The organism is Streptomyces piniterrae (assembly GCF_005048155.1).
In the GTDB taxonomy this organism is placed as follows: Bacteria; Actinomycetota; Actinomycetes; order Streptomycetales; family Streptomycetaceae; genus Streptomyces; species Streptomyces piniterrae.
Window position 1 is genome coordinate 217,783 of sequence record NZ_SUMB01000015.1, and the last position, 18,040, is coordinate 235,822.

The window sequence follows — 18,040 nt, forward strand, 5'->3', positions numbered from 1 at the left end:
GCGGCGATCCGCGCCCCCCGTACCGGCGCGGCTCGAGTAAAGGTCGGCCCATGGTCGATGTGGTGACAGTCCGGGTGGTCCGGGCAGTCCTGGCGGTCCGGGCTCTCCGGGCGGTCCCGGTGGAGGTCCGCTCGGTAGGTCGCTCGCAGCGCCGCGCCGAGGCCCGCGCCACCGGGCGTGACTCCGGCGGAGGTGGCTGGGAACATCCGTCGAGGGTTGTCTCTCCGAGTGCCGGGCTGGTGGCCTGACCGGGCGGCGCCGGGTTGCTGTACCGCTGCGTGCGATCCTGCCAGCTGGGGCTTCCGCCGACGAGGTTCCGGCATCGGGGGCACCGGCGTAACCACAGGTCAGCCAGCTAAGGTGAGTTTTCCGGTCCGGATGTCCGAGTGCGGGGGAAGTTAGGGGTGGAGACCTTGAGTTCCGACTCAGGGGCACGCACAGCCTTCGCCGAACGTCTCGCGCTGCTGTACAAGGAGGCCGGCAACCCTCCCCTCAAGAAGGTGGCCGAGGCGGTCGTCCGGCTTCAGCGGGTCGACGAGCGAGGGCGGCCTGTCCGGGTGTCCGTGCAGCGGATCAGCGACTGGCGGCGGGCCAAGAACGTGCCCGCGCAGTTCGCCGCCCTGGCGGCGGTGCTGCATGTCCTGATTCCCGAAGCACGGCGCCTGCGGCCGGCGCCGGTGTCCACCGGCCTGTACGACGTGGCCCACTGGCAGCGTCTGTGGGAGCGGGCGGTCGGCGACCGCGCCGCGGCAGCGCAGGAGGAGGAACGCCCCTCGGGCGACGCCGCGACCGTCCCCGGTGTGTGCCCGTACCGAGGGCTGGCTTCGTACCGTCAGCAGGACGCCCGGTGGTTCTTCGGCCGGGAGCGGAGCACGGATGCCCTGGTCGCGCAGCTCCTCGCGGCGGAGGAGACGGGTGGCCTGGCCATGCTCGTGGGCGCCTCCGGGGCGGGGAAGTCGTCTCTGCTGAACGCCGGCCTGGTGCCCGCGTTGGAGAAGGGCGCTCTGGCGGACGAGGACGGCCGGCAGAGGGAGGTGTTGCAGCTCGTGCCGGGCGGCGACCCTCTCGGGGAGCTGGCCCGCCGGATCCCCGGGCTCGCGGACGTCGTCGCTGGCGCGGCGGAGCCGGCAGAAGGGGAGGCGACGGCTAAAGATCCGGGGGCAAAGGAGCCGGCGGCGAAGGTTCCGGTAGCGAAGGTTCCGACGGCTGACGCGCCCGGTACGCCGCGATTCGCGCAGGCGGTGCGGGAGGCCGCCGCGGCGTGGGCGCGACGCGAGTCGTCCACCGCCGCACGTCCGGTCGTGATCGTGGATCAGTTCGAGGAGGTGTTCACCCTCTGCTCGGACGAGGCGGCCAGGCGCACCTTCATCCAGCTCCTGCACGCCGCGTGCACACCTGCCGACTCCGGTGAGCCGGCCCCCGTCCTCGTGATCCTCGGCATACGCGCCGACTTCTACGAGCAATGCCTCGGGCATCCCGAACTGGCCGACGCGCTGCAACACCGGCACATGGTGCTCGGGCCGCTGACCACCGCTGAGCTGCGCGAAGCGGTGACCGGCCCGGCCAAGGCCGTGGGCCTGGAACTCGAACCGGGGCTCGCGGAGCTGATCGTCCGGGAGGTGAGCACCGACGGCCCCGGGGCGCACAACGCGGGTGTGCTGCCGCTCCTCTCGCACGCCCTGCTCGCCACCTGGCAGCGACGGAAGGCGGGAAGGCTGACGCTGGCCGGCTACCGCGCGGCGGGCGGCATCCAGGGAGCGGTGGCGGCGACCGCCGAGCGGGCCTGGTCAGGCCTCGACCCGGCGGCGCGTACGGCCGCGAGGCTGCTCCTCCTCCGGCTGGTCCGCCTGGGCGAGGACACCCAGGCCACCCGTAGGCGGGGGACCCGGCGACAACTGGCGGAGGAGTCGACGGACCCCAACAAGACGGAGGAGTCGCTCGAAGCGCTGGTGCACGCCCGGTTGGTGACGCTCGACGCGGAGGCCGTGGAGATCACCCATGAGGCGCTGCTCCACGCCTGGCCGCGGCTGCGCGACTGGATCGACGAGGACCGGAACGGCAATCTGCTGCGCCAGCGCCTGGAGGAGGACGGCAGGGCCTGGGAGGCCTCGGACCGGGACACCTCACTGCTCTACCGGGGTTCCCGTCTGGAGCACGCCCACAACTGGGCGAAATCTGCCGGTAACACCTTTCTGACCCGGAGTGCTCTGGAATTCCTGGCCGCTTCGGTCAGGCTGCGCAAGCGCACGGTCCGGCTCCGGCGCGGTGCGGTGTCGGGTCTGGTCGTCCTGGCGGTGCTGGCCATCGGTGCGGCGGTGGTGGCGTGGCAGCAGCGGGACGACGCGGTGTTCGAGCAGGTGCTCGCCGAGGCCGATCGCGTCCAGTACACGGATCCGTCGTTGTCCGCTCAGCTCGACCTGGTGGCACACCACTTGCGGCCGGACGACGGGGGCGCGAACAACCGGCTGATCTCGATAGTGAACGCGCCGCTGGCCACCCCGCTGCTCGGCCACACCGGCGCCGTCTACCTCACCTCGTTCAGCCCGAACGGACGGATCCTGGCCACCGCGAGCTACGACCGCACCATCCGGCTGTGGGACGTCTCGGACCGGGCGCGTCCGAAACCCCTGGGCAAGCCCCTCACCGGCCACAAGAGCTGGGTGAGCACCGCGGTCTTCAGCCCGGACGGACACACCCTGGCCAGCGCTTCGGACGACGGCACGATCCGGCTGTGGGACGTACGGGACCCCGGCCGTCCGCGCCCGATCGGCGCACCGTTGACCGGCCACGACGGCACGATCTCGCTGCTCGCGTTCAGCCCGGACGGACGCACTCTGGCCTCCGCCACCGAAGACCGCACCGTCCGCCTGTGGGACGTCGGGAACCCCCGTCGGGCGAGGACGCTCGGTGCTCTGACCGGGCACACCGCCGCCGTGCGCTCCCTGGCGTTCAGCCCCGACGGGCGGACGCTGGCGGCCGGTGGCGACGACAAGACGATCAGGCTGTGGGACATGGGGGATGCACGTCATCCCCGCCGTCCGACGCCGATCGAAAAGGTGCTGACCGGCCACAAGGGCACGGTGCACTCGGTGGCCTTCAGCCCCGACGGCCGCACGCTCGCCAGCGGCAGCGCGGACGACACCATCCGGTTGTGGAACGTGGCCGTCCCACGGCACGCGAAACCGCTGGGTGCGCCGCTCACCGGCCACACCGGTCCTGTGTGGTCGGTGGCCTTCAACCGCAGCGGAACCCTGCTCGCCGCCGGCAGCGCGGACAGCACGGCAAGCCTCTGGAACGTCAGCAACCCGACCTATCCGTCGCAGGTCGGCGAGCCTCTCGCCGGCAGCAGTGGCGAGATGTACGCGGTGGGCTTCAGCCCCGACGGGCGCACCCTCGCCACCGGCAGCGGCGACAGCAAGGTCCGTCTGTGGTCGATACCGGCGTCCGACATGATCGGCCGGGTCGGCGCGTTCCGCCCGGACGGGCGGGTGCTCGCCACGGCCGCGCGCGACGGGCGGGTCCGGCTGTGGAACGTGACGGCACCCAGCCGGCCGGTGTCGCTGAGCGAACCGTTCATGCCCGGGGAGGGCGGTGAGCGATCGCTGGCCTTCTCCCCCGACGGCCGCACCCTCGCGGTGCTGTCGGACAGCCGCACCGTGCAGCTGTGGAACGTCAGCGACCCGACGCGGCCCGTCCCCCACGGCCCGCCCGTCGCACTGCGGATACGGTTCGCGGGCCCCGGCGCGCTGGCGTTCAGCCCGGACGGGCGCACGCTGGCGACCGCCCAGGACGACCGCACCGTACAGCTGTGGGACGTCGGCGACGGCTCCCGCCTTCGTCCGCTCGGCGCGCCGCTCGCCGGACACACGGGCTACATCAACTCCCTCGTCTTCAGCCCCGACGGCCGCAATCTCGCCAGCGGCAGCGCGGACGGCACCGTCCGGCTCTGGAACGTGGCCGCCCCGCGTCATGCCGCCCCACTGGGCGCGCCTCTCAAGGGGCATCTGGGCCCCGTCAACGCGCTCGCCTACAGCCCGGACGGCCATACGCTGGCCAGCGGCAGCGACGACAGTACGGTCCGGCTCTGGAACGTCACCGAGCCGCGCAGGGCGGCCCGGCTCTCCACGCTCACCGGGCACACCCGGGCGATCGTGCAGCTGACGTTCAGTCAGGACGGCCGTACCCTGGCGAGCAGCGGCAACGACGACATGGTCAGGGCCTGGAACGTCACCCACCCGTCCAGGGCCACTCCCATCGGCCAGTCGATGAGCCCCAACGCCAAGACGGGCAACTTCCTGTCGTTCAGCCCCCGCAGCCACATGCTCGGAGTGTCGAGCGGCACCGACACCGTCCGGCTGTGGAACCTGGATCCCGACGAGGCGATTCGTCGGATCTGCTCGACCACACGGGGCGTTCTGACGCCGGGGAACTGGCAGGAGTACCTGCCCCGCCTCTCGTACACGCCCCCGTGCGACGAGTAACGGAGCCTAGGCCGGCCCGGCGGCACGCACCCGAACGTCGGGCGGCGCCACCGGGCCGGGTCCGCAACGTCCCTGACGCTCCGTTCCGCCCCCTGATGCAGCGATTTGCGTGAAGCCGATCACAACTCCTTATCGCAGCTGGTGAGTTGGCTCCCATGGCACCCGCAGGCTTGTTACTCTTGGCAGCAGCCCGATCGCTGGTGCATCCCCCGTCGCCAGCGATCGGGCGCTTTCCTGCCCGGCGACGGCGCGGTCGACTCGTATGGTCCTCTTGAGGAGTCGTACGCTGAACCCGCCTGGCGGGCCCTCCGGCCAGGGCCACCAGACGACGGAACGGTGAGCACCGATGGCGGCGTACGAGCCCCGCACGATGGCGCTGCGCTCGAATCTCCGGCACCAGTGGGAGAAGGACCGGGTGCGCGCGCCGCTGGAGCAGCGGGCGCGGACCGGCGCCACCGAGCACGACACCGGACTTGAGCGCGACGACCTCGTCCTGCGCGCGGAACAGCGCGAGATCAAGGCGGACGAGGACCTCGCGGCGGGCTTCGGCGTCCCCGAAGGCACAGCCCTTGTCGAACGCACCTACCGGACGCGCTACGCGGCGGAGAGCGCCCCGTTCAACCTGGTGACCTCGTACCTCGTCCGCGAGATGGTCGCACCGAACCCCGATCTCCTGGACGCGGCCAAGGAGCCGTGGCCGGGAGGCACACAGAGCCAGCTCAGCACCGTCGGAATCGAGCTGGACCGGATCGAGGAACGCGTCACCGCCCGCCCGCCGACCCCGGAAGAGGCGGCGGAGCTGGAGCTGCCGCCCGGGTCGGCGGTGCTCCTGCTCCGGAAGGTGTCGTACGACGTCCAGGACCGCGTCGTGGAGATCTCCGACGTCGTCCTGCCCGGCGACCGCACGGAAATGCTCTTCACCACTCCCCTGGAAAGGTGGTGAGTGCCGTGCGCCGGCGCATCATCATCGTCACTGCCGTGCACGCGCCTTCGGCCCCGTTCCTTCCGGACGCGTACAAGTCGCTCTGTGACCAGGAGCTGCCCGAGGGGTGGGAGTGGCACTGGGTCATCCGGGAGGACGGGACGAGCGATGAGGTCGCCCCCCACGTCCCGGATGACGAGCGGGTGACCTTCCTGCAGGGGCGTCCCGGCGGCCCCGGCGTCGCCCGCACCATCGCCCTGGCGCAGGCGGACGGCGAGTACGTCAAGGTCCTGGACGCCGACGACCAGCTGACGCCCGGTGTCCTGGCCCGCGACCTCGCCGCCCTCGAAGGCGACCGGAGTATCGGTTGGTCGACGTCGCGGGTCCTGGACGCGCTGCCCGACGGCTCAACGGCCGGTTTTCCAGGGGATCCCGACGCGGGGCCGATCGAGACCGGGGCCGTACTCGACTACTGGAAGGCGAACGACTTCCGCGCGCAGGTCCACCCGGCGACGCTCTTCGTCCGTCGTGATCTGCTTCTCGCCCTGGGTGGCTGGATGGCGCTGCCGGCCTCCGAGGACACCGGGCTGCTGCTCGCGCTGAACGCCACGAGCCGCGGTTGGTTCTCGCCCGAGGTGGGTCTGCTCTACCGCAAGTGGCCCGGTCAGGTGACCAGCCAGGCCTCCCACACGGACACCGCCGAGCGCGCGGCCCGGATGGCGGTCGTCGAGGCCAGGGCGCGCGAGCTCGCCCGCTTCCGGTGGCACTATCCCGCCGCCGACCGGACTTCCGACTGAACTTCTGACTGGCCGTCATTTCGTAGTCGCTCGCGCTCTGGTCTGTTGAAGGCCGACGTGCCACCCTGCGCGACACCCATTCGCGCAGCGCCTGTCGCTCTGACAGACAAGGAGGCGGCAATGAGTGAGACCGACGGAGACAAGCAACCGGACACCTCTCCGGCCCAAGCCACCCTGATCCCCGAAACGACCCCGGACGCTCTCAGGAAGAGCCACGCCGCACGTGCCCGAAGCGCCCACGACCGGGCCACGGCCACCTGTCGCCATGCCGGCGTCGAGGAGGATCACGCCAAGTCGGTGCCGACGGGGGACGCCTCACGGGCCGCCAATGCCGTCCGCCTGTCCGCTGTGTCCCTCGCCGCGTTCTCCGAAAGCGCCCCGGATCCCGCGGCGGACGCCCGCCGCGCGAGGAACGCCGCCGCTGCCGCCGTTCTGGCCGCGCAGATAGCCCGGTCCCGGGACGGCGGCGGCCCCTCCGACGACGCGTACCGCGCCGCTCTCCGGGCATCTCAGGCCGCTGGAGCGGCCGCCGCCAGGGAGGGGATGGGCAGCAGCGAGGCGCTGAACGCCGAGGCGGATGCGGCCGAGGCCGCCGCCGTCGCCGCCGCCGAAACCGCCGGCTGGATGTAGCGGCCCACCGCGACCTGTCCGGCGCCGCCGCACCACACCGTGGCGCGGTGCCGGACAGGACCGGTGCGCGAGGGGCGGCCCGTCAGTCCCGGTCGAAGGGGAGATCCAGCATGCGGATGGCATTGCCGCGAAGGATCTTGTAGGTCACGTCCGCGGGGAGGCCTGCCACGTGCTCGGCCGCCACCCGCTTGGTGTGCGGCCAGGTCGAGTCGACGTGCGGATAGTCGGTCTCGAAGGTGGCGTTGTCGACGCCCACGGTCTCGATCGAGGCGATGCCGTGCCTGTCGCGGAAGAAGCAGCAGAAGATCTGCCGGTAGTAGTACGTCGACGGCGGCTCCGGGATGAGGTCCTTCACCCCGCCCCATGCCCGGTGCTCCTCCCACACGTCGTCGGCGCGCTCCAGGGCGTAGGGGATCCACCCCATCTGCCCTTCGCTGTAGGCGAGCTTCAGCCGCGGGAACTTCACCAGGACGCCGCTGAACAGGAAGTCCATCATCGAGGCCATCGCGTTGTTGAAGCTCAGCGAGGCCTGGACGGCGGGCGGCGCGTCCGGCGAGGCGGCCGGCATCTGCGACGACGAGCCGATGTGCATGTTGACCACCGTGCCGGTCTCCTCGCACGCGGCGAAGAAGGGATCCCAGTAGCCGGAGTGGATCGACGGCAGCCCCAGATACGTCGGGATCTCGCTGAACGTCACCGCGCGCACGCCGCGGGCGGCGTTCCGCCTGATCTCGGCAACCGCCAGATCGACATCCCACAACGGGATCAGACACAGCGGAATCAGCCGGCCGCCGCTGTCCCCGCACCACTCCTCCACCATCCAGTCGTTGTACGCCCGGACACACGCCAGCCCGACCTCCTTGTCCTCGGCCTCCGCGAAGGTCTGGCCGCAGAACCGCGGGAACGTCGGGAAGCAGAGCGACGCCTCGACATGGTTGACGTCCATGTCCTCCAGCCGGGCCTTGGGGTCCCAGCAGCCGCGCCGCATCTGCTCCCGCGTGATGCCGTCCAGCGTCATCTCGTCGCGGGAGAAGCCGACGGCCGCGATGACCCGCTTGTAGGGGAAGAACTGGCCCTCGTACTCCCACCAGTCGGTGATCTGGCCCTCGGGGTCGGTGGTGAAGCGGTACTTGCCGCCGACGTACTGGAGATCGCCGATGCCGGCCGTGAAGGGTTTCGGCCCCTTGTCGCGGTGCTTCTTCGGAAGCCAGGTCTCGAAGAGGTGCGCGGGCTCGATCACGTGATCGTCCACGCTGATGACCTTGGGGAGTTCCTCGGTGCCGCTCTCGTTGCTGACCACGCTGTGCCCCCAACTGCCCTGCCGGCGCACCGGCCCAATATCTGACGACCCATCAGTTTCGAGGTTATGGGCTCGCCTCCGGGACGACAAGGAGCAACCGGGAAGTCGGGGCAGTCGGGAACTCACCCCTTGCGGGATCGGCCCGCATCCGCTGAACTGACGCACCATCAGTTCCGTGCAGCGGGGTGACCGAGGGGAGCAGGATGCAAACGATCTGGCTCAGCGGAGCCGAGTGGTTCGCGGTCCTCCGTATCGGCCTCGGCCTGTGGTGGCTGGAGAGCTGGCGCCACAAGGACAAGAAGAGCTGGTTCGCCGGCGGCGGCATCACATGGGCCGCGGGTGTCGCGGCCAAGCATCGCTGGCCCGTCGTCCGGACGTCCTTCGAGCAGGTCGTGAAGCCGCATCCGCGCCTGATGGCGCACCTCGTCGCCTGGGCGGAACTGGCTCTCGGCCTGGGTCTGGTCGCGGGCTTCCTGACGCCCGTCGCCCTGGCCGCAGGCCTGGTGCTCAACCTCGTCTACCTCGTGCTGATGATCCACGACTGGGCGGAGCAGGGGCAGAACCTGATGATGGCGCTGATCTCCGCCACGGCGCTGCTCGCCATGAGCTGGCAGACCTGGTCACTCGACAGCGCGTGGGGACTGTTCCGGTAGCCGCCCTCGCCATGTGACACGGATCACCACCCGCTCACTTCTTCCCCTCGAAGGTCACCGGCTGGTCGTTGCGCAGTTCGGTGAAGAGCTTCTTCGCCTTGAGGGGGTCCCATTTCACGGCGCTGCCCTTGGAGGTGGGGAAACTGAGGCTGGCCACGGGGACGTTGAGGCGCTTGCCGTCGCCGGAGGTGACCTTCTTCATCGCCTCGAAGAGGGAGGCGAGGTTCCGCAGGTCCGCGCCCTTGTCGACGATGAGGGTGTCCAGGCCGGCGCTCACGGTCGGGTAGACCTTCGACGGATCGAGCAGGATGCCGGGGGTGGCGGCCTGGTCGGCGAGTGCGGCCAGGAACTTCTGCTGGTTCTGGCTGCGACCCAGGTCGCCCTGGGCCTCCTGGTGGCGCTGGCGGACGAAGGCGAGGGCCGTGCGGCCGTCGAGCGTGTGGCAGCCCTTCTTCAGGTCGGCGCCGGACTTCTCGTCCCTGATGTCCCTGTCCAGGCACATCGGCACGCCGCCGATCGCGTTCACGATGCCGACGAAGCCCGCGAAGCCGATCTCCGTGTAGTGGTCGATGTGCAGACCCGTGTTGCGCTCGATGGTGCGGACGAGCAGGTCGGGGCCGCCGAGCGAGAACGCCGCGTTGAGCTTGTTCTTCGACGCGGGGTAGTGCTTGCCGGTATCGGGCCGGATGTACGGCGGGAGGGTCACCCAGGAGTCGCGCGGCAGGCTCATCATCGTGGTGCCGTGGGCGCCGGTGTGCAGCAGGATCATCGAGTCGGTGCGGCGGCCCGCCTCGGCGGAGCCGCCGGCGTGCAGGTTCTTTTTGTCCTGCTCGGAAAGGCCCACCCGGCTGTCGGAACCCACGATCAGATAGTTGGTTCCCTTGCCCTTCGGCGCGCGGTCCGCCAGCTCGGTGAGGTCGACCTCACGGTTGAGCTTGGTGTCGGCCCAGACGTAGGTGCCGACGGAGGTGGCGAGAAGGGCGGTGGTCAGGAGGATCGCCGCGCGGGCGAGGCGACGGCGCCGGCTGGGGCGGGTCGCGGGGGCTCGGCCCCTGGAGGTGCTGCCGGGACCGGGTTCGCCACCGCCGCCACCGCCGCGGGTACGGCCTCCGGACGTGGGCGGCATCTGGCCGCCGGACGACACGGGCGGCGCCTGCGGCACGTACTCGGCAGGGGCGTACTCGGCGGGCACGTATGCGGCTGGGGCGGGTTCGGCAGGTATGTACTCGACGGGCACGTAGTCGGCGTACGCGTAGTCGCCCTGGCGCCATATTTGCCCGGTTCTGGCCTGTGACGTTCCCACTTCGGCGCCGTTTCGGTTCCTGTCGTGCGACCCATCCAGCCAATCAGTCATGGGCGGCAGTCTGCATGCCCCCGTGCTCTTCACCAAATGGGCGCTAAAAATCCATGGGTATGGGGGTGATGTGAGGGCGCGCGGACTCCGCCGGCCGCCGGGGGAGGCCCCGGCGGCCGGGCGGCGTCACCGTGTCAGGCTCTGGTACGCCACCGGCTGCCCGATCTGCTGCGCGGCGGTGCCGGATCGGTGCATGCGGTGCCACTTCAGCCTGGTGCCCAGCAGGAACGCCACCACGGACTGGATGACCACCAGGTACATCAGCTGCCGGTAGACGAAGAGCTGGAACGGCATCGCCCACAGTGCCCGCACCTTCTCGCCGTCCAGCCGCAACGCGTAGCCGGCGCAGGCCAGTTGGAGGGCGAGGAAGGAGAGCCATACGCCGACCGACTGCAGGGGTTCGAGGAAGAGCGCCCCGTACAGCGCGACGATGTCGATGACCGGTGCGATCAGCGGCAGGGCGACCTGAAAGAGGGCCAGATAGCTCAGGCCACGGCGGCCGAAGCGGCCGGCCGGGCCCACGCCGACCACGGCGCGGCGGTGCTTCCACATGGCCTGGAGCGTGCCGTAGCACCAGCGGTACCGCTGCCGCCACAGCTGGCGCAGCGAGGTGGGGACCTCGGTCCAGGCGATGGCGGTCTCCTCGTAGACCACCCGCCAGCCGGCCTGCCACAGGGCCATCGTGAGGTCGGTGTCCTCGGCGAGGGTGTCCTCGCTGACTCCGCCGACGCCCATCAGCGCGTCCCGGCGGAAAGCCCCGATGGCCCCGGGGACGGTCGGCATGCACTCCAGCACCTCGAACATCCGGCGGTCGAGGTTGAACCCGAAGACGTACTCCAGGTGCTGCCATCTGCCCAGCAGACGACGGCGGTTGCCGACCTTGGTGTTGCCGCTGACCGCGCCCACGGCGGGGTGGGCGAGCGGCTGGATCAGTCGGTGGATGGCGTCCGACTCGAAGACGGTGTCGGCGTCGACCATGACCACTATGTCGTGACTCGCGTGTGCCAGACCGGTGTTGAGGGCGGCGGCCTTGCCCGCGTTGGTCTGGCGGATGACCAGCACACGAGGGTCGTCGATATAAGTGGCGATATCCGCAGTGTCGTCCGTCGAGCCGTCGTCGATCACGATGATCTGCAGCTGCTGGTGGGTGGAGGCGAGCAGCGAACGGACGGTGGACTCGATGCCCGCCTCTTCGTTGTAGGCGGGTACGAGGACCGTCACCGGGGCGGTGACCTCCCGCAGCCGGGGCGCCCCGGGCTGGAAGTGCGTCAGCCGCCGGACATGGGCGCGGGCGAAGAACACCAGCATCAGCAGTCGCAGCACCCCGAGCCCGCCGGCGATGGCGAGCACCCAGGTCATCGCGCTCACAAACGCGTGCCCTGCGGCCTTTGCCCAGATGAGGGCCTTGCCCTGCCACCGTTCGAGGAAGGGCACCGGCTCCTCGGTGGAAAGCAGCCCGGTCCCGGCCGTCACGGTGGTGAAATTTTCGATTTTCGGGTTGCTGAGCAGCCTTTCGGTCTCTTTGTACGCGGTGTCGTTCTGGGGCAGCTGCCGGACCAGTCCCTGCGACGGGTTACGGAACCACTGGTCGGCGGCGACCAGTGTGTAGCCGTCCTTGGCGGCCTGCTGCGCCGCCTTCCACTCGGCGCCGCACATCGTGTCCACCGTGGTGGTCAGCGGCAGCCGCAGCAGCCCGGTGTGGATGCCCGTGGAACCGGCCAGCGCCTTCTGGGTGAGCGTCAGCTCCAGCTTGGCGCGGAGGGCGGAGGCCGAGCCCATGGCGGCGCCGGTGTAGGTGTTCGAGCCGATCTCGTGACCGTCGGCCTGGATCCGCCGCACCAGGTCCGGGTACTGGGCCGCCTCGGCGCCCCGCACGAAGAACGTGGCGTGCGCATGGTGCTTGCGCAGCAGGTCGAGCAGGCGCGGGGTCCACACGGGGTCGGGCCCGCCGTCGTAGGTGAGCGCCACGGTGCGGGCGGGCATCGCGGCGGACCGCACCCGGTCGCCTTCGATGCGCACCACCGGGCCGCCCTTCTCCACCGCTCTCGGCACGGGGGTGGTGCAGTCGCGCTTCGTCTTCGCGGCGTCGACCTCGTGGGTGGTCCAGCCCTCGAAGAGCAGCGCGGCGAACATCACGGGGAGGACGAGGAGCAGCAGAAGCCAGTGTCCGCGGGGGTCACGGGACTGCGCGTGACGCCCTCTGTTCGAGCGCCGCCTCACGTCACGTCCGAGTCGGCACATGGCCAGTGTTCGAATATTTTGTGGTGATTTCTTTTCAAGCTGGCCTCACACATGGTGGGCGAGTGTACTCATGGCAGATGGTGGGTACGCGCCCCCGCCGGTGGCCGCCGGACCGGTGTCAGACCAAAAGTCCCGCCACGTCCGGATCGTTCGCGCCGAGCAACTGCTCGGTCCAGATGATCTTGCCGTCGGTGGTGTAGCGGGTGCCCCAGCGGTGCGTGAACTGCGAGATCAGGAACAGTCCCCGGCCGCCCTCGTCGGTCGCGCGGGGATGCCGCAGATACGGCGAGGTACTGCTGCCGTCGCAGACTTCGCAGGTCAGGGTGTGCCCCAGGATGAGGCGCAGCCGGATCGGCCCGGAGCCGTAGCGGATCGCGTTGGTGACCAGTTCGCTGACGACGAGTTCCGTGGTGAAGACCAGGTCGTCCAGGCCCCAGCCGGTCAGTTGCCGCGCCGCCATCTCGCGGGCCTGGGCGACCACCGCCGGGTCGGCGGGCAGCTCCCAGGAGGCGAAACGGTCCGTGTCCAGGCTCCGGGTCGCGGCCAGCAGCAGCGTGACGTCGTCGAAGGGCCGCGCGGGCACCAGACGCTCGATCACGGTCTCGCACAGCGCGTCGAGCGACAGGGCCGGCGTTTCGAGGGCGCGGCACAGCCGCTGCTCCCCGGTGTCCCCGGCCTTCCCCGGGACGCGTCCGGTGAGCAGGCCATCCGTATAGAGCGCGAGGACGCTGCCCTCGGGCACCACCGATTCGACCGCCTCGAAGGGGAGTCCGCCGACGCCGAGCCGCGGCCCGATGGGCAGATCGGCGAAGTGGACCCGGCCGTCGGGGTCGAGGACGGCGGGCGCCGGATGCCCGGCGCTGGCCATGGTGCAGCAGCGGCTGAGCGGGTCGTACACCGCGTACAGGCAGCTGGTCCCGCGCGCCGCGGTGTCGCCGCTCGGCGGGTGGAGGGCCGGCGGCGCGGCGACCCCGGACGCGGCGGCGCTGCTCGCGGCCGTGGCCGCCTCGTCCGACACCCGGCTGACCAGGTCGTCCAAGTGGCCGAGGAGTTCCTCGGGACGGAGGTCCAGCGCGGCGAGGGTCTGGACCGCGGTCCGCAGCCGTCCCATGGTGGCGACGGCGTCGATGCCATGGCCCGTCACATCGCCCACCACCAGGGCGACCCTGGCTCCGGACAGCGCGATGACGTCGAACCAGTCGCCGCCCGCGTCCGCCAGCGCATCGGCCGGCCGGTACGAGGAGGCCACGTACACGGCGTCCTGCTGGGGAACTTCGTGCGGCAGCAGACTGCGCTGCAGGGCGAGGGCCGCCCCCCGCTCGCGGGTGTAGCGGCGGGCGTTGTCCATACACACCGCCGCCCGGGCGACGAACTCCTCCGCGAGCCGGAGATCGCTCTCACTGAACGACTCGTCATGCACGCTGCGGAAGAAGGTGGTCACCCCCATGGTCGTGCCGCGCGCGCGGATCGGCACCACCATCGCGGTGTGCAGCCCGAGATCGAGGAACCGCGCATGCCGGTCCCCCGGGATGTTGGCGGCCCACTCCGGGGTGAGCGGATCCAGCCGCTCGGTGCGCCACGAGCCGCCGCCGGCCAGACAGCGAATCGGCGGCGACCAGGCGTGATAGGTGGCCATGTCCCCGATCTCGACCACCGATTCCGGGACGCCCTCCCGGAGGGACTGCTGCCCGCCGCGGCGCAGCAGGACCATGTCCGCGTCGCTGAGCGGCCCGGGAAGCGGCTCGCCGCCCCGGATCACCGAGTCCAGGAGGTCGACGGCGACGAAGTCCGCGAGGTGCGGGACCGCCACGTCCGCCAGGTCCTGGGCGGTCTGCATGACGTCCAGCGTGCGGCCGATGTACTCGCTCGCCCGGTCCAGCAGGGTCAGCCGCTGCCGGTTCTGGTAGCGCTCGGTGATGTCGATGACCGTGTAACACACGCCGATGGGCTGCCCGTTCGCGTCGTCCAGGCGGACGAACGACATCGAATGGGCGTGCTGCCGGTGCGGGTCGGAGCGGGGCCTGCCGACATGCTCGTAACCGATCAGCGGCTCGCCGCTCTCCAGGACCCGCCGCATCTGCGTTTCGAGCGACTCCGCGTCCAGGCCGGGCTGGATCTCGCCCAGCCGCCGCCCGATACGGCGCTGCGCGGGCCCGCCGCCGAACCGTTCCAGCGCGGCGTTCGACCACACGAACCGCAGGTCGGTGTCGACGACGGCCATGCCGACGGGCGTCTGCGTCACCATCCGCTCCAGTACGGCGCGGCTGATCTGCCACCCCTGGAGAGGCGACGCCTCGACCGCCAGAACCAGCCAGTGCGCCCGCTCCTCGCTGTCCGTCACCGGGACGACCTGCGCCTCGATGCCGATCTGGTCGCCGCAGGCGTGCCGCGCCGTGAGCAGACCGCCCCAGCTGCCGCGCACCCGGGCCTCCTCGGCGAGCGCCGTCACCCGCGCCGCGTCACCCGGCGCCAGCAGCACCGGCACCGCCTGGCCGACCACATCCGCGCCCTTGTGGCCGAGCAGCCGCTCGGCGCCCGGGGACCAGCTCTCGACGAACCCGTGCACGTCGAGCAGAACGATCGCGGCATCGGCCAGGTTGAGCGACGCCTGCTGTCCGATGTGGCCGTTCCCCTGGAGCTTTGCCATGCCAGCTTCCGTCCCTGCCGACTACGGACTCTACGTCTCTGCTCTTTCCTATCTGTTCCTAATTTTCCCATTGTGGTCGCGCATAGGCGGTTCAGCACTTACGCGGCCCATGGGGCGTCCGCCGTGTCGGCGTGTCAGCTGGCGGGCCGGGTCGCCTTGAGGGAGTACATGAGGGGGATGCGCGGGCGGTCGCCGGGCAGCCGGTAGTAGCCGTCGTCGCCACGCCGCAGCGCACCGAAGCGCTGGAACATCGTCATGTCGTGCTCGTGCAGGAAGTCGATACGCAGCCCGGCACCGGCCAGGGCGGAGACCACGTCGCCCAGCGAGTGCTGCCATTCGACGCTGCGGTTGTTGACGGTCGGCGCGTCCAAATCCGTATAGGTGCCCGGGGTTTCGTCGACCCACGCCTCACGGCTGAAGTAGTCGTGCGCGATACGCGACCCGGTCTCGTCGTCCAGCGCGTCGCACAGCGGATGGAACTCGGCGAGATAGAGGAATCCGCCGGGAGCGACGAGGGAGGCGACGGTCTCGGCCCAGCGGACCAGGTCCGGGAGCCAGTTCAGGGCGCCGATGCCGGTGTAGACGATGTCGTACGAAGAGTCCGGGACGGCCTCCGCGGCGTCATAGACATCGGCCGCCACGAACGACGCGCGCTCCGGACCGTAGCCGAGCTCGGCGGCCATGTCGCGGGCCGCCTCGATGGCCGGTTCCGAGAAATCCAGGCCGACGACGTGGGCCGCGCCGCGATGCGCCCAGGACAGAGTGTCCTGGCCGAAGTGACACTGGAGGTGGAGGAGAGTGCGGCCGGTGACATCGCCGACCTCCGCGATCTCGAAGTCACGGAGCACATCCCGCTCCCGCCGGAACCGCTCCTGGTCGTAATAATCGCTCGCGGTGTGGATAGCGACCCGCTCGTCCCACCTCGCACGATTCGTCTCCCGCCAGTCGTCGGGACCCGTGTGTCTTCGCATATCGCGAAGTTATCCACAGGCTGACAACCCCGCCAACGCAATTCCGGCGCCGGGCGGAGAATGGGCCCATGACTCACGAGACGCCAGCCGCCGACCACACCCCGTCCTCATCCGTTCCCTCCACCGACATGCCGGACTGGGAGAAGAGGTTCCGCGCACCGCGGATCGGCCTGCCGGACTGGGCGGAGCACGCCCCGGACCGCTCCCTGTTCGTCTCCAACGCCACCGGCACCTTCGAGCTCTACGCATGGGACCGGGCGAGCGGCAGCCAGCGGCAGGCCACGGACCGGCCGCACGGCACGACGGACGGGACGCTGTCACCGGACGGCGAGTGGATCTGGTGGTTCTCGGACACGGACGGCGACGAGTTCGGCGTCTGGATGCGGCAGCCGTTCGCGGGCGGCCCGGATGAGCCGGCCGCCCCGGGGCTGGCCGCCTCCTACCCGGGCGGGCTGGCGATCGGCCGGGACGGCACGGCGGTCATCGGGCGCTCCACCGACGACGAGGGCTCGACGGTCCACGTCGTATCCCCCGGGCAGCCGGCGGTCGAGATCTACCGCCACCGGGAATCGGCAGGCGTCGGCGATCTCTCCCACGACGGCTCGCTGATCGCGATCGAGCACACCGAGCACGGCGACGCGATGCACTCCGCGATCCGCGTGGTGCGGCCCGACGGCTCGACGGTCGCCGAGCTGGACGACACCAAGGGCGGCACCGAGGAACTGGGCCTGTCGGTGATGGGCTTCGCTCCGGTGGACGGCGACGCCCGCCTCCTGGTCGGTCACCAGCGGCGGGGCCGCTGGGAGCCGATGATCTGGAATCCGCTGACGGGCCTGGAGACGCCCCTGGCGATCGATCTGCCCGGCGACGTCGGCGCGGACTGGTACCCGGACGGCTCGGCGCTCCTCATCGAGCACGAGTACCAGGCACGAAGCGAACTGTGGCGCTACGACCTGGCCGAGCCGGGCCTCGAAGGCGACACGGCCACGGCCCCCGGCCATCCCCTCACCCGGGTGCAGACCCCGACCGGCACGGTCTCGGGCGCGACGGCCCGTCCGGACGGCACCGTGGAATACCTCTGGTCATCGGCGGCACAGCCGCCCGAGGTCCGTTCCACGACCGGCAAGGTGGTCCTCGACCCACCCGGGATGAAGGCCCCCGGTTCGGTCCCGGTGACGGACGCCTGGGTGGAGGGCCCCGGCGGCCGCATCCACGCCCTGGTCCAGCAGCCTGCCGGCACCGGCCCCTTCCCCACCGTCTTCGACATCCACGGCGGCCCCACCTGGCACGACAGCGACGCCTTCGCCTCCTCCCCGGCGGCCTGGGTGGACCACGGCTTCGCGGTCGTCCGCGTCAACTACCGCGGCTCGACCGGCTACGGCCGGGCCTGGACCGACGCGCTCAAGCACCGCGTCGGCCTGATCGAACTGGAGGACATCGCCGCGGTGCGTGAGTGGGCGGTCTCCTCCGGGCTGGCGGATCCGGACCGCCTGGTGCTGGCGGGCGGCTCCTGGGGTGGCTATCTGACCCTGCTGGGCCTCGGCACCCAGCCGGACGCCTGGGCGCTCGGCCTCGCCGCTGTCCCCGTGGCGGACTACGTCACCGCGTACAACGACGAGATGGAAGCCCTCAAGGCCATGGACCGCACGCTCCTGGGCGGCACACCGGAGGAAGTCCCCGAACGCTTCGAGGCGTCCTCCCCCCTGACCTACGTGGACGCGGTAAAGGCCCCCGTGTACATCTCCGCCGGCGTCAACGACCCGCGCTGCCCGATCCAGCAGGTGGAGAACTACGTCCAACGCCTGGAAGGCCGCGCCCACCCCCACGAGGTCTACCGCTACGACGCCGGCCACGGCTCCTTGGTGGTGGAGGAACGCATCAAGCAGGTACGCCTGGAGCTGGACTTCGCCCGCCGCCATGTGGCGGGGCCTGCGGGGGAGGGCGAGATGGCTGGGGCGGCTGGGCTGTCTGGGCTGTCTGAGCCGAATACGCCGTCTGAACTGAACGGGTGACGCCGTAGGGGGAGGGGCCGGGGGGGAGCGGG

11 protein-coding genes are annotated in these 18,040 nt (G+C 70.8%); 6 read left to right on the forward strand and 5 right to left on the reverse strand.

The window, feature by feature from the left end; genetic code table 11:
• Window positions 1–404 precede the first annotated feature (404 nt).
• From FCH28_RS33985 to FCH28_RS34000, 4 genes are all read left to right on the forward strand, one after another.
• Window positions 405–4,481: an nSTAND1 domain-containing NTPase gene (locus tag FCH28_RS33985; RefSeq protein ID WP_136744062.1), complete on the forward strand. Its 4,077-nt coding sequence runs from the start codon at window positions 405–407 to the stop codon at window positions 4,479–4,481.
• A gap of 346 nt (window positions 4,482–4,827) precedes the next feature.
• Window positions 4,828–5,424 (forward strand): UTRA domain-containing protein, encoded by a 597-nt coding sequence (locus FCH28_RS33990; RefSeq protein ID WP_136744063.1) that lies wholly within the window; start codon window positions 4,828–4,830, stop codon window positions 5,422–5,424.
• 5 nt (window positions 5,425–5,429) lie between these two features.
• A complete protein-coding gene (locus tag FCH28_RS33995; protein WP_136744064.1) occupies window positions 5,430–6,200 on the forward strand; it encodes a glycosyltransferase family 2 protein in 771 nt (256 codons plus the stop codon).
• Between the two features lie 120 nt (window positions 6,201–6,320).
• Window positions 6,321–6,830 (forward strand): hypothetical protein, encoded by a 510-nt coding sequence (locus FCH28_RS34000; RefSeq protein WP_136744065.1) that lies wholly within the window; start codon window positions 6,321–6,323, stop codon window positions 6,828–6,830.
• An 82-nt stretch (window positions 6,831–6,912) separates the two neighbouring features.
• Here FCH28_RS34000 and FCH28_RS34005 read toward each other — a convergent pair whose 3' ends face one another.
• Window positions 6,913–8,130, reverse strand: a complete 1,218-nt coding sequence (locus tag FCH28_RS34005; RefSeq protein ID WP_136744066.1) for an amidohydrolase family protein — start codon at window positions 8,128–8,130, stop codon at window positions 6,913–6,915.
• Window positions 8,131–8,333: 203 nt separating this feature from the next.
• Between FCH28_RS34005 and FCH28_RS34010 the strand changes: the two genes are divergently transcribed.
• Window positions 8,334–8,783, forward strand: coding sequence for a DoxX family membrane protein (locus tag FCH28_RS34010; protein WP_136744067.1), 450 nt, complete (start codon window positions 8,334–8,336; stop codon window positions 8,781–8,783).
• A 34-nt stretch (window positions 8,784–8,817) separates the two neighbouring features.
• On the opposite strand, the gene FCH28_RS34015 is transcribed toward FCH28_RS34010, so the two are convergent.
• The 4 genes from FCH28_RS34015 to FCH28_RS34030 form a co-directional block, all read right to left on the reverse strand.
• On the reverse strand, window positions 8,818–10,137 hold the full coding sequence (locus FCH28_RS34015; protein WP_136744068.1) for an LCP family protein: 1,320 nt from the start codon (window positions 10,135–10,137) through the stop codon (window positions 8,818–8,820).
• 126 nt (window positions 10,138–10,263) lie between these two features.
• Window positions 10,264–12,378: a bifunctional polysaccharide deacetylase/glycosyltransferase family 2 protein gene (locus FCH28_RS34020; RefSeq protein ID WP_136744069.1), complete on the reverse strand. Its 2,115-nt coding sequence runs from the start codon at window positions 12,376–12,378 to the stop codon at window positions 10,264–10,266.
• A 118-nt stretch (window positions 12,379–12,496) separates the two neighbouring features.
• Window positions 12,497–15,025: a SpoIIE family protein phosphatase gene (locus tag FCH28_RS34025; RefSeq protein WP_136744070.1), complete on the reverse strand. Its 2,529-nt coding sequence runs from the start codon at window positions 15,023–15,025 to the stop codon at window positions 12,497–12,499.
• A gap of 134 nt (window positions 15,026–15,159) precedes the next feature.
• Window positions 15,160–15,996 (reverse strand): class I SAM-dependent methyltransferase, encoded by an 837-nt coding sequence (locus FCH28_RS34030; protein ID WP_136744071.1) that lies wholly within the window; start codon window positions 15,994–15,996, stop codon window positions 15,160–15,162.
• Between the two features lie 68 nt (window positions 15,997–16,064).
• Here FCH28_RS34030 and FCH28_RS34035 point away from each other — a divergent pair, with 68 nt between their 5' ends.
• On the forward strand, window positions 16,065–18,008 hold the full coding sequence (locus tag FCH28_RS34035; RefSeq protein WP_425472058.1) for a S9 family peptidase: 1,944 nt from the start codon (window positions 16,065–16,067) through the stop codon (window positions 18,006–18,008).
• The last annotated feature ends 32 nt before the right edge of the window (window positions 18,009–18,040 follow it).